This window comes from Mycolicibacterium madagascariense (assembly GCF_010729665.1).
Classification (GTDB): domain Bacteria; phylum Actinomycetota; class Actinomycetes; order Mycobacteriales; family Mycobacteriaceae; genus Mycobacterium; species Mycobacterium madagascariense.
The window spans coordinates 2585776-2597217 of sequence record NZ_AP022610.1 but is presented as its reverse complement, the minus strand read 5'-3'; the positions used below and the strand labels follow the sequence as shown (position 1 = coordinate 2597217).

Below are 11442 nucleotides of genomic sequence, written 5' to 3'. Positions count from 1 at the left end.
GGCGACGGGGGTGCGGGGATGAACGCGACCATGCTATCGGGGCGGGTCCTCAGGACCCCAGCCCGATCGGACTCTTCATCCAGGGTTGCTCGATGCCGAGCAGGCCCGCGGCGAAGCCGACGGCTCCCAGCAGCCAGAGCGTGACCGCGACGACGGCCGCGGTGAGCACGAACCCGACGGCCTTGATGGCTGGGCCCTGCGCGGTGAACCAGTCCATGAACCGGTCGTAGTGCCCGCGTGTCCACGTTAGGAGCCGGTGCGCCCATTCGAATTCCGACGCGAGGATCGCCAGCCCGATGAACACGATCGCCCAGCCGGGCCCCGGGTAGGGGATGGCGACGATGCCGAGGCCGAGCACGACGAGGCCGACGACACCCACGCCGATGCGGTAGGCCAGGTCGAGGGTCGGCCGCGCGCGCAGCGAGTCGCGCCAGCGCGCCCACCGGTGCCTGGCCTGGCGCAACCGGCTCACGGCTGTCCCGGCAGGAGCTTGAGGAACAGCGCGTTGGCCTCGCACAGCACGGTGTCACCGTCCAGCAGCCGGCCCGTCACGAAGATCTTGCGACCCTCGACGCGATCGATGCCTGCATCCACCAGCAACTCCTTCTCCACCAGGGCGATCTTGCGATAGTCGACGTGCAGGAAGGCGGTGCGCTGGCGGGTGCTGCCGCTGAGCTTGAACGCGGCGAAGCCGAGCAGCGAATCGAAGAGCAACGCCAGTGCGCCACCGTGCACGGCGCCGTTGCGGCCGAGGTGGAATCGACGGAACCGGGCGGTGCCCCCGACCCGGCCCGCCTCGGTGATGGTGAGGTCGACCGGGACCTGCATGATGTTGCCCCGATTGGGCAGGTCCATCCGGCGGCCCGACGGGGAGTGCCACTCGTCGGCCTCGTACGGGGCCAGCAACCGGTTGACGTCCTCGATCAGATCGGCGGCATGCGTCACGACGTCGTCGGGCGCGTCCGCGCTGCGGGCCAGGTCCTGCAGCGTGCGGACCGCCTCCACGAAGCGGCCGTAGTCGGGTCCGCCGCGCTGCGTCGGCACGGGCGGATTGAATCCACCGCCGGACTGCGGGTCGTCTGCGTCGGTGGCCACCCGCCCACCGTATTGCCCGCGCCGGCGCCCGGCGTGCCCCGGTCCTCACCTGGCATGGTGTGACGGTGCGACTGAGTGACCTCGCGGCCCTGCCCTTCACCTACTCCGAGCTGGGCGCGACGGCGGGGCCTCCCCCGAAGGGCTACCACCACCTGCACGCCTCGGCCGTCATCGGCCACGGCCGGGACCGCTACGAGCAGGCGGCCGACGCGGTGATGCGGTGGGGCATGCTGCGCGGCGCGGGTCTGCGCGTCGAGGCGACCACCGAGGTCGCGGCAGTCGGGTCCGAGGTCATCGTGGGGATCGGTCCCGTGCGGGCGCCGTGCCGGGTGGTCTACGTCGTCGACGAACCCGACCGCCGCGGCTTCGCCTACGGAACGTTGCCCGGCCACGCCGAGATCGGCGAGGAGCTGTTCGCGGTGCGGTTCGACCCCACGGCGGGGGCCGTGATCGCCGAGGTCACCGCCTTCTCCCGGCACGGCACGTGGTGGAGCCGACTCGCGGGCCCGTTCACGACGGGGATGCAGCGGCTGATCAGCACGCGGTACCTGAAGGCGCTGTAGCCGGCGCCGTCACTGCTAGCACAGTGCTAGCATAGTGCGACATGAGGACCCTCTACCTGCGCAACGTGCCCGACGACGTGGTCTCCCGGTTGGAACTCCTGGCCGCACGCGAACGCATGTCGGTAGCCGCACTCGCGGTGCGCGAGCTGGAGCAGGCGTCGCGTCGCGTCGATGCCCCCGAACTGTTGGGCGCGCTACCGGATCTGGGCGTGGGCACCGAACTCCTCGTCGAGGACCTCGAGGCCGGGCGACGCGAACGGTGATCGTGGTCGACGCCTCGACCGCCATCTCCGCGCTGCTCAACGACGGGCCTGCCCGCAGGACTCTGGCCGCCGAGTCGCTCCACGCACCCCATCTGATCGACTGCGAGGTCGCGCACGCGCTGAGAAGACAGGTGCAGGCCGGTCGGATCACCGCAGCCGACGGTCACCGCGCACTCCTGACGTGGCAGCGTCTCGGCGTCATGCGCTACCCGGTTCACGGCCTGCTGGGGAGGATCTGGGACCTGCGCGACAGCCTCACCGCCTACGACGCGAGTTACGTGGCGGTCGCCGAGAGCCTCGATTGCACGCTCGTCACCGCGGACCGTCGCCTGAGTCGCGCTGCCGGGCTGCGATGTCCGGTCAGCGTCGTTCCCGGCTAGCCCCCGGGTCAGGCGCTGCCTGCGCTGCCGTGGGAGGTGCTGCCCGTCCCGCCCGCACCCGGACGCCCGTTGCTGCCCGTCGCGCCGTGGCCCGCGTTGCCGCCGTTGCCGCCGATGCCTGCGGTCCCGCCGATGGCGTTGCCGCCGTTCCCGCCGTAGCCGCCGGGCGCCACGATCCCGCCATGGTTGCCGTTGCCGCCGTTGCCGCCGCGCGCGACGCCTCCCGCGGTGGCGTTGCCGCCGGCGCCACCGGTGCCACCGTTGCCGGTCAGGCCGCCGCTGCCGCCGTCGCCGCCACGGCCGCCGGTGGCGTTGCCGCCCGTGGAGGTGGCGTTGCCGCCGCGACCTCCGGTGCCGCCGGTGCCCGAACCGGCTGACGTGCCACCCCGGCCGCCGTTGCCACCGGCCGCCAGCCCCGAGGTCGTCGCGGCGTTGCCGCCGTTGCCCGCGTTGCCTGCGTTCCCGATGACGGAGTTGCCGCCGTCACCGCCGTTGCCCCCGATGGCCCCGGTGGTGCCGTCGAGCGCCGAACCGCCGGCACCGCCGCTGCCGCCGGTCCCGAAATCGGCTCCGGCACCGCCGTTTCCGCCGTTTCCGGCAATGCCGCCGGCTGCGGCCCGTCCGCCGTTGCCCCCGGCTCCCCCGTTGCCGGCGAGGGAGGCGCCCGCCCCTCCGGTGCCGCCGTCGCCCCCGATGGTGGAACTGCCGCCCGCGCCGCCATTGCCGAACATGGTCGCGGCTGCACCGCCCGCGCCGCCGTTGCCCGAGATGCTGGATCCCCCGTTGCCGCCACTGCCGGCGATCGCGCCGCCGCTCCCGCCGAAGCCGCCGTCGCCCGACACGCTCGAGCCACCATTGCCGCCGTTGCCAAGAAGCGCGCCACCATTGCCGCCGTTACCGCCGGCCTGCCCGGCCAGCGTGGTGGCGCCACCGTCGCCTCCCCTGCCGACGAGACCGGCATTGCCGCCGTTGGCACCCGCCCCGCCGGCGCCGCCGTTGCCGTAGAACAGCCCGCCGTTGCCGCCCGCGACCCCGGGGTCGACGCCCGCCGCGCCGTTGCCGAACAGCAGGCCGCCGTTCTGGCCGGGGAGCACTCCGTCGCCGATGAGCAGTCCGCCGGGTCCGATCAGGCCGAGGAACGCTCCGGTGGACGTGAACAGTCCGACGGCCGGGGTCGCGGTCACGGCCGCACGCGGCGACGGCGATCCGAAGAGTTGCGCGACCGCCGCTCGGTTGACCGCGCGCACGGTCGGCGAATGACCAAGGGACACAGGCTCATTGGTGACAGCCGAACGCACGTCGACCGACGTCGCCGACGACGGCCCGCCGCCACCGGACCCGGGATCGCGCACCGAGACGACGACGGGCACGAGCACGGCGTTCTCGGCGCCTCCGCCGCCGGTCGCGAACCGGGACGGCCCACTCTGCGGGGCCACGGCCGAACCCGACGGAACCGGCAGCGCCGCCAGCGCGACCGACCGCTGCGGCGACGCGGCGCCGGACGGTGTCGTCGGCGTGGCCAACACACCACCCGTGATCATGGTCCCGGCTACCGCAGCGGCCAGCACCGCCGCGCCGACGTGCCCTTTGAGCTGCCCCATGCGTCGACCCTTCTCAGCTTTGCCATCCGATGTCGAGCAACATGCCCCCGCAGGGCTGGGCCACACCTGTCGCCGCCTGGGGGAAATATGACGAAACGGCCCGGGCGAGCCGATCAGCCAAAACTGATAAGTTGCACCTGATGAGTTCGCACCGGACGTCCACCGTCGATCGCGACGCGGTCGCGCGCGCTCTATTCGTCAGCATGGGCCTGCTGCGCCGACGGTTGCGCGCCTCGGGGTCCCCCGGCGAACTCACGTTCCCCGAAGTCGCCGCGGTCGCGCGGCTCCAGCGCAATGGTCCGGCCACCTCGGCCGAACTCGCCCGGCTCGAGCAGATCAGCCCGCAGTCCATGGGGGCCACGCTCGCCGGTCTCGAAGAGCGCCAGCTCGTCCGGCGCAGTGCCGATCCCCACGACGGTCGGCGCGTCGTCATGTCGGTCACCGAGCGCGGCGCGCGGGTGATGGAGCGGCGGCGCGACGTCCGGGTCGAGCAGATCGCCGCGGCGCTCGACGGATTCACCGATGCCGAGCTCCACTGTCTCCTCGCCGCGACGCCGCTCATCCAGCGGCTGGCCGACGGGCTGTAGATGCAGGTCTCCGCGCCGCCCGCCGCCAAGGCCGACCGCTACCGCTGGGTCGTCCTGACCAACACCACCGCCGCGGTGTTCATGTCGGCGCTCGACGGGTCGATCGTCATCATCTCGCTGCCCGCCATCTTCCGCGGCATCCACCTCGACCCGCTCGCGCCCTCGAACATCGGCTACCTGCTGTGGATGATCATGGGCTACCGGTTGGTGCAGTCCGTGCTCGTCGTCTCCCTGGGCCGCCTCGGTGACATGTTCGGCCGGGTCAAGATCTACAACTTCGGCTTCACCGTCTTCACGATCGCGTCGATCCTGCTCTCGTTCGACCCGTTCGCGGGCGGTCGCGCCGCGCTCTGGCTGATCGGCTGGCGGGTATTGCAGGCGGCGGGCGGGTCGATGCTGACCGCGAACTCGGCGGCCATCCTCACCGATGCCTTCCCGGCCGAGCGCCGGGGGTTCGCCCTCGGCTTCAACCAGGTGGCCGCGCTCGCCGGGCAGTTCATCGGCCTGGTGGCGGGCGGGTTGCTGGCGGCGTGGGACTGGCGGGCGGTGTTCTGGGTCAACGTGCCCGTGGGCATCTTCGGGACCATCTGGGCCTACCGCAAACTGCGCGAACCCGCGGGCGGCCGCCATCCCGGACGCATCGACTGGTGGGGCAACCTCACCTTCGCGATCGGTCTGAGCGCGATCCTCGTCGCCATCACCATGGGGTTGCAGCCGCACGGAGGGCATCCCACCGGGTGGCAGAACCCCGTCGTGCTGATCATCCTGGCCGCGGGCGTCCTGCTGCTGGTCGCGTTCGTGGTCGTCGAGTCCCGGGTCGTCGAGCCGATGGTGGCCCTGGCCCTGTTCAGGAACCGCGCGTTCGCCGCGGGCAATGCGGCCACGTTGGCGTCGTCGCTGGCGCAGGGCGGTCTGCAGTTCATCCTCATCATCTGGCTGCAGGGCATCTGGCTGCCGCTGCACGGCTACGACTACGACCAGACGCCACTGTGGGCGGGCATCTTCCTGTTGCCGCTGACGGTGGGCTTCCTGCTGTCCGGCCCGCTGGCGGGCACGATGTCGGACCGCTTCGGCACCCGCGGCATCGCCACCTCGGGGATGCTGCTGTTCGGGGCGACGTTCGTGGGGTTGCTCCTGCTGCCGATCGACTTTCCGTACTGGGCGTTCGCGCTCCTGATCGCCGTCAACGGCATCGGCAGCGGGATGTTCTCGGCGCCGAACACGTCGGCGATCATGAGCAGCGTCCCGTCCGCGCAGCGCGGCGTCGCCTCGGGGATGCGCGCGACGTTCCAGAACTCGGGCACCGCACTGTCGATCGGGGTGTTCTTCTCCCTGATGGTCGCGGGTCTGTCCGCCCGGCTGCCCGCGGCGATGTCGAGCGGCCTCATCCAGCAGGGCGTGCCCGCGGGCGTCGCGCACGACGTCGGTGCGCTGCCCCCGGTCGCCACGCTGTTCTCCGCGGTGCTCGGGGTCAACCCGCTGGAACACCTGCTGGCCCCGAGTGGCATGCTCGCGGCGCTGCCCGCGGCGAACCAGCAGACCCTCACCGGACGCGAATTCTTCCCGCATCTGATCGCCGCGCCGTTCGAGCACGGCCTCGCGGTGGTGTTCGTCGCCTCGGCGATCCTGGCGGTGCTGGCGGCCGTGGCGTCGTCGCTGCGAGGGTCGACGCGCTAGTCGCGCCGCGGCTTGGTCAATCTGAACCGGTCGACGGCCTCGAGCGCGCCGTGCAGACCGGTGACGGCGTAGTAGGTCGCGTCGATCGTCGTCTGCGCTCCCGGTCCGGTCCCGGGGTCCACCGAGAACGCTACGAAGCCATAGGGATTGACGCGATCACGGAACGCCGACCACGGCGCGGCCTCGGCGACGTAGACGGGCCGCCGCTGGCCGGTCTCGGGGTCTCGGGCGCCGACCCCGGTCAGGACCTTGCAGTGCGCGTCGGCGAAGAGCAGACCGTTCGTCGGAATCGACGTGCCCCCGCCACCGATCACCAGATGCACGGTGCCCTTGGTGGTGTCGACGAGGTCGATCCCTGAGTCGACGGGGATCGGCGTCCTGGTGTCGGTGGGCAGGGCGCCCCGCAGCGGATGGGACCGCTCGTAGTGGTGTTCGTGTCCGCACACCACCAGATCGACGCCGTACCGGTCGAACAGCGGCAGCCACTCCTCGCGGATCGCCAGATCGGCGCCGTTGGCGTCGGCGGTGGAGATTGCCGTCTGGTGCATGCAGACCACGATCCAGTCGATGGATGAATCCCGTTGCGCAGCAGCCAGTTCGGCTTCCAGAAAGCGGCGCTGCGCTCCCCCGGAATAACCCCGAACGTAGGAGTTCCCGCCGTCCTGGTAGCAGATGTCGTCGTTGTTGAGGCTGATCACCCTGACCGCGCCCGCGGTGAAGGCGTACCAGAGTCCGCGCAACTCCTCGTCGGACTTCGAGTCCGGCAGGGCGAAGTAGGCCTGATAGGCGCCGAACCCGACGGGGCCGTTGCCGAGCTCGTTCTCGTGGTTGCCTGCGGCGGGCATCCACGGCCGGTGGCGCGCGGAGCGACTGGTGTCGTCGAACCAGTCCGACCAGGCCCGAATCCGATCGGCGGCGAGGTTCGCGTAGCAGAGGTCGCCGTTGACGAGGTTGAACAGCGGCGCGATGCGTTCGATGCCGCTCGTCACGTCGCCTGCGGCCGGCGAACCGCGATGGTCATTGGTGAAGGAATTCGACCCGGCAGGCGTCGACACGCTCGGCGTGGACTGGTCGCCGAAGCTGGTGAAGGTGAAGGCGCTCCTGCCGCGGGGCGCGGTCCGGAAGACCCCCAGCTCGGGTGTCGCACCGTCGTGCACGGCGGCGTAGACGTAGTCGGTGTCGGGCGTCAGCTTGGTCAGCCGTGCGTGGTTGACCCGAATCTCGGTGCCCGACTTGGCGTCCCGATACGTCACCGGATCCGCCTGCGACGTCGCGCCGAAGCCGCCCAGAGGAGTGCCGTAGAGCACGCGCGGATTGCGCACGGCGTCGGACGTATGCCAGGACACCACGACCTCGGTGGCGGCGTCGCCACCGAACTGCAGGTGCAGACCGGACACCGGCGGTGCGTCACCGTGGCTGCGTGCGGGCCAGTCGGCGGCGGGGGCGATGGGTCTCGCGGTCAGGGCGGCGACGCCCGCTGCCCCCACGGCGACGCCGCCGGCCGCCGACAGCAGACCCGCACCGATCGCGGTCCTGCGGCTGATCACCGCGCGGTCGGTGCCGGCGTCCTCGGGGCTGTCGTCCACGGTTCGTTGCTACCGCTGGTGAGCGAACGGCAGGTGAACACGGCCGCGGCGCGCCGCGCCGGGCGGTGCACTCGGGCGCAAGGGATACTGATCCCATGGCTGACGACGTGCCCGATCTCAACGTGCTCGGCGGTCCCCTCGACGCGTGCGGCAACGATCCGGTCACCGGCTTCCATCGCGACGGTTGCTGCTCGACCGGACCGCAGGACGTCGGCCTGCACACCATCTGCGCGGTCGTGACGAGTGAGTTCCTCGAACACCAACGCACCATCGGCAACGACCTCACGACGCCCATGCCGCACTACCGGTTCCCCGGCCTCGTCCCCGGTGACCGCTGGTGCGTCACGGCGGCCAACTGGCTCCGCGCGCAGCGCGACGGGCACGCGGCGCCGGTCGTGCTGGCCGCCAGCCACGAGCGCACCCTGGACGTGGTGCCGCTGGAGATCCTGCGACAGCACGCCGTCGACGTGCCCGACGACCTCGCCGGGCTCTGACGAAGCCACTGCGCTCGTTGGCATCACGCTGCGCCGATCTCTTCGACGGTGCGTGCTCACCCTCGACACTGGGCGCATGACCTGCGCCGACGGGCCCGAATGCCCGTGATGGGCGATCATGGGAGAGCGCACGCACACCGTCTGGATCCGCGGCACCGGAATGACGCTCGGACCACGCGGCGTTGTCCTGGGGACCGCGAACGAAAGTGAGTGCCACCGTGTCCGGTAGCCGCACCAGACTCCACCTCGCCGTAGCCCTCGACGGGACGGGATGGCATCCCGCGTCGTGGCGTGAACCCGAGGCCCGTCCCACCGAGTTGCTGACGCCGGGGTACTGGACCGACCTCGTCGGCGAGGCCGAACGCGGCCTGCTCGACGCCGTCACGTTCGAGGACGGGTTGACGCTGCAGTTCGACAACCCGCTGCGCGCCGACGAGCGGACCGACCGCGTGCGGGGCCGCCTCGACGCCGTCCTCATCGCCGCGCGGGTCGCCCCCACCACCCGCCACATCGGTCTGATCCCGACGGTGATCGTCACGCACACCGAACCGTTCCACGCGTCCAAGGCCATCGCGACGCTCGACTACGTCAGCTCCGGCCGGGCCGGGGTCCGCGTCCAGGTCACGGCGAGTCAGGAGGCTGCCCGTCACTTCGGTCGCCGCAGCGTGCCCGACGACGCGGGTGAGCTGTTCACCGAGGCGGCCGACTACGTCGAGGTCACCCGTCGCCTCTGGGACAGCTGGGAGGACGACGCGGAGATCCGCGACGTGTCCACCGGGAGGTTCATCGACCGGAACAAGCTGCACTACGTGGACTTTCAGGGCGCCTACTTCTCGGTCAAGGGTCCCTCGATCACCCCGAGACCGCCGCAGGGCCAACCGATCGTCGCGGCGCTCGGCCACGGCGCCCCCGCCTACGGTCTGATCGCCTCGAGCACCGACGTGGGCTTCGTGACCCCGCACGGGGCGGCCGACACCACGGCCATCGTCGACGACATCGCGGCCCGCCGGGGCAGCGGGACACCGGTGCGGGTGCTCGCCGACCTGGTCGTGTTCCTCGGCGACACCGCCGAGGCGGCGCGAGCCCGACGGGAGCGGCTCGACGAGTGGCTCGGTCGCCAATACATCAGTGACGCAGAGGTATTCGTCGGAACGCCGACCGAGCTGGCCGACCTCGTCGAGGAATGGCACGCGGCCGGCGCGTACGGTTTCCGGCTGCGGCCCGCCACGCTGCCGCACGATCTGCGGCAGATCACCGAGGGCCTGGTGCCAGAACTGCAGTCGCGCGGCCTGTTCCACACCTCCTACGACACGACGACCCTGCGCGAGGCGTTGGGTCTAGCGCGCCCGGCCAATCGCTACTCGACCCTCGCAACCACCTAGGAACGCGTATGTCCAAGCCCGTCAAGCAGATTCATCTCGCGGCGCACTTTCCCGGCGTCAACAACACGACCGTCTGGAGCGATCCGGCGTCGGGCAGTCACATCGACTTCGCGTCGTTCGTACACTTCGCCCAGACCGCCGAGCGCGGGAAGTTCGACTTCATGTTCCTCGCCGAGGGTCTGCGCCTGCGCGAGCAGAACGGCCTCATCTACGACCTCGACGTCGTGGGCCGGCCCGACACGTTCACCGTGTTGGCCGCCCTTGCGGCCGTGACGGACCGGCTCGGGCTGACGGGCACCATCAACTCCACCTTCAACGAGCCCTACGAAGTCGCCCGACAGTTCGCCTCACTCGATCACCTATCCGGAGGCCGGGCCGCCTGGAACGTCGTGACGTCGTGGGATGCGTTCACGGGTGAGAACTTTCGGCGCGGCGGCTTCCTGGCGGAGGATCAGCGCTACGAGCGCGCCGAGAGCTTCCTCGACGCGGCGCACACGCTCTTCGACTCCTGGCACGGTGACGAGATCGTCGCCGACAAGCAGACCGGCACCTTCCTGAGCGATCCGACCGCGGGTAAGTTCTCCTACTCCAACGCGCACTTCGACATCGGCGGCCGCTTCAACGTGCCCCGCAGCCCACAGGGCAGGCCCGTCATCTTCCAGGCGGGCGACTCCGATCGCGGCCGCGAATTCGCCGCTGCCGCAGCCGATGCCATCTTCTCCCGCCACGGCACGCTGGAGGACGGCCAGGCGTTCTACGCCGACGTCAAGGGCCGGCTGCCCAAGTACGGCAGGCAGCGCGATCAGCTGCTGATCCTGCCGGCCGCGACGTTCGTCCTCGGCGACACCGACGCCGAGGCGGCCGAGCTCGCCCAGCAGGTCCGCCTGGCCCAGGTGTCACCGCAGACCGCCATCAAGTTCCTCGAACAGCTGTGGAACCGCGACCTGTCCGATCACGACCCCGACGGCCCGCTGCCCGCGATCGACCCGCTCGTCGGGGAGAACACGATCTCCCGCGGCCGGGCCAGCGTGCGGATGCACCGGGACCCGATCGCCGTCGCGAACGAGTGGCGCGCGAAGGCACAGGCCCAGAACCTGACGACCCGCGAGCTCATCGTGGAGGTCACCGGTCGCCAGAACTTCATCGGCTCGGCCGCGACGATCGCCGCGCGGATCGACGAGCTGGTCCAGGCCGACGCCAGCGACGGCTTCATCCTGGTGCCGCACGTGACGCCGGGCGGCCTGGACCCGTTCGTCGACCAGGTGGTGCCGCTCCTGCAGGAGCGCGGGGTGTTCCGCACCGACTACGAGGGCACGACCCTGCGCGACCACCTCGGCCTGGCCAGTCCCGACCGAGCCGGAGCGGCCGCCCGGGCCGGGTGAGTCAGGCGCCCTCGGCGAACACCCGGGTGCGCTCGCGCGCCGACATCGCGCCCCAGACGCCGTAGGTCTCGCCGACGGTGAGCGCGTACTCCCGGCAGCGCAGCAGCACGGGGCACCGACGGCAGATCTGCTTGGCCTGCTCCTCGCGCGCACGCAGCCCCGACCGGCCGGCGTCCTCGGGGAAGAAGACCTCCGGCGCTGCCCGCCGGCAGCTGCCTCGCGATTGCCACGTCCAGTCCTCGAGCAGCGGGCGTGGCGCCGACGGTGAAGGATTCACTGCGGGATTCACTGGGAACTCTCCCCTCCTCGGTTCAGTCGTCGTGCAGCATCACCGTTCTCGATGAACCGAACCGTGACCAGACATTGACTCTGCGTGAACCGAGGGCTCGCGGTTTACCATCGGGGCTTTGCCGGACCGAAGCGAGGACATTG

General features: G+C 71.1%; 13 protein-coding genes. 8 read left to right on the top strand and 5 right to left on the bottom strand.

From position 1 onward, the window contains the following. Positions 1–49: 49 nt before the first annotated feature. Both G6N60_RS12245 and G6N60_RS12240 read right to left on the bottom strand, forming a co-directional pair. Positions 50–472, bottom strand: a complete 423-nt coding sequence (locus G6N60_RS12245; RefSeq protein WP_163737173.1) for a TIGR02611 family protein — start codon at positions 470–472, stop codon at positions 50–52. After that, positions 469–1095 carry a PaaI family thioesterase gene (locus tag G6N60_RS12240; protein ID WP_163737170.1) on the bottom strand — a complete coding sequence of 209 codons (627 nt, stop codon included), beginning with the start codon at positions 1093–1095 and terminating at the stop codon, positions 469–471. Before G6N60_RS12240 ends, G6N60_RS12245 begins: the two co-directional genes overlap by 4 nt. 65 nt (positions 1096–1160) lie before the next feature. On the opposite strand from G6N60_RS12240, the gene G6N60_RS12235 reads away from it, so the two are divergent. From G6N60_RS12235 to G6N60_RS12225, 3 genes are read left to right on the top strand one after another with little or no spacing between them, the layout of a single operon-like run. Further along, positions 1161–1658 (top strand): DUF1990 domain-containing protein, encoded by a 498-nt coding sequence (locus G6N60_RS12235; RefSeq protein ID WP_163737167.1) that lies wholly within the window; start codon positions 1161–1163, stop codon positions 1656–1658. A 41-nt stretch (positions 1659–1699) separates the two neighbouring features. Beyond that, positions 1700–1921, top strand: a complete 222-nt coding sequence (locus G6N60_RS12230) for an antitoxin (RefSeq protein WP_163737164.1) — start codon at positions 1700–1702, stop codon at positions 1919–1921. Further along, entirely contained in the window at positions 1918–2301 is a 384-nt protein-coding gene (locus G6N60_RS12225; RefSeq protein ID WP_163737161.1) for a type II toxin-antitoxin system VapC family toxin, read from the top strand. The genes G6N60_RS12230 and G6N60_RS12225 overlap by 4 nt, the downstream gene beginning before the upstream one ends. Before the next feature lie 8 nt (positions 2302–2309). Here G6N60_RS12225 and G6N60_RS12220 read toward each other — a convergent pair whose 3' ends face one another. Continuing rightward, positions 2310–3902, bottom strand: coding sequence for a hypothetical protein (locus G6N60_RS12220; RefSeq protein ID WP_163737157.1), 1593 nt, complete (start codon positions 3900–3902; stop codon positions 2310–2312). 140 nt (positions 3903–4042) lie between these two features. Between G6N60_RS12220 and G6N60_RS12215 the strand changes: the two genes are divergently transcribed. Next, a complete protein-coding gene (locus G6N60_RS12215) occupies positions 4043–4489 on the top strand; it encodes a MarR family winged helix-turn-helix transcriptional regulator (protein ID WP_163737154.1) in 447 nt (148 codons plus the stop codon). Next, entirely contained in the window at positions 4490–6166 is a 1677-nt protein-coding gene (locus G6N60_RS12210; RefSeq protein WP_163737151.1) for an MFS transporter, read from the top strand. Here G6N60_RS12210 and G6N60_RS12205 read toward each other — a convergent pair. Continuing rightward, complete coding sequence (locus G6N60_RS12205; RefSeq protein WP_163737148.1) at positions 6163–7752, bottom strand: purple acid phosphatase family protein; 1590 nt, start codon at positions 7750–7752, stop codon at positions 6163–6165. The two genes, G6N60_RS12210 and G6N60_RS12205, sit on opposite strands and share 4 nt — an antisense overlap. A gap of 107 nt (positions 7753–7859) precedes the next feature. On the opposite strand from G6N60_RS12205, the gene G6N60_RS12200 reads away from it, so the two are divergent. From G6N60_RS12200 to G6N60_RS12190, 3 genes are all read left to right on the top strand, one after another. After that, positions 7860–8246, top strand: coding sequence for a DUF2237 family protein (locus tag G6N60_RS12200; protein WP_163743857.1), 387 nt, complete (start codon positions 7860–7862; stop codon positions 8244–8246). 206 nt (positions 8247–8452) lie between these two features. Then, positions 8453–9628, top strand: coding sequence for an LLM class flavin-dependent oxidoreductase (locus tag G6N60_RS12195; RefSeq protein WP_246240604.1), 1176 nt, complete (start codon positions 8453–8455; stop codon positions 9626–9628). 8 nt (positions 9629–9636) lie between these two features. Then, a complete protein-coding gene (locus G6N60_RS12190; protein ID WP_163737145.1) occupies positions 9637–11010 on the top strand; it encodes an NtaA/DmoA family FMN-dependent monooxygenase in 1374 nt (457 codons plus the stop codon). A 1-nt stretch (position 11011) separates the two neighbouring features. Here the strand turns inward: G6N60_RS12190 and G6N60_RS12185 are convergent, their stop codons facing one another. Continuing rightward, positions 11012–11287, bottom strand: coding sequence for a WhiB family transcriptional regulator (locus G6N60_RS12185; RefSeq protein ID WP_163737140.1), 276 nt, complete (start codon positions 11285–11287; stop codon positions 11012–11014). Positions 11288–11442: the final 155 nt, after the last annotated feature.

What these genes read in the sequence shown, in the direction of transcription:
- G6N60_RS12230 (WP_163737164.1), top strand. Translation starts at nt 1,700, where the DNA reads ATGAGGACCCTCTACCTGCGCAACGTGCCCGACGACGTGGTCTCCCGG.
- G6N60_RS12220 (WP_163737157.1), bottom strand. Translation starts at nt 3,902, where the DNA reads ATGGGGCAGCTCAAAGGGCACGTCGGCGCGGCGGTGCTGGCCGCTGCG.
- G6N60_RS12215 (WP_163737154.1), top strand. Translation starts at nt 4,043, where the DNA reads ATGAGTTCGCACCGGACGTCCACCGTCGATCGCGACGCGGTCGCGCGC.
- G6N60_RS12210 (WP_163737151.1), top strand. Translation starts at nt 4,490, where the DNA reads ATGCAGGTCTCCGCGCCGCCCGCCGCCAAGGCCGACCGCTACCGCTGG.
- G6N60_RS12190 (WP_163737145.1), top strand. Translation starts at nt 9,637, where the DNA reads ATGTCCAAGCCCGTCAAGCAGATTCATCTCGCGGCGCACTTTCCCGGC.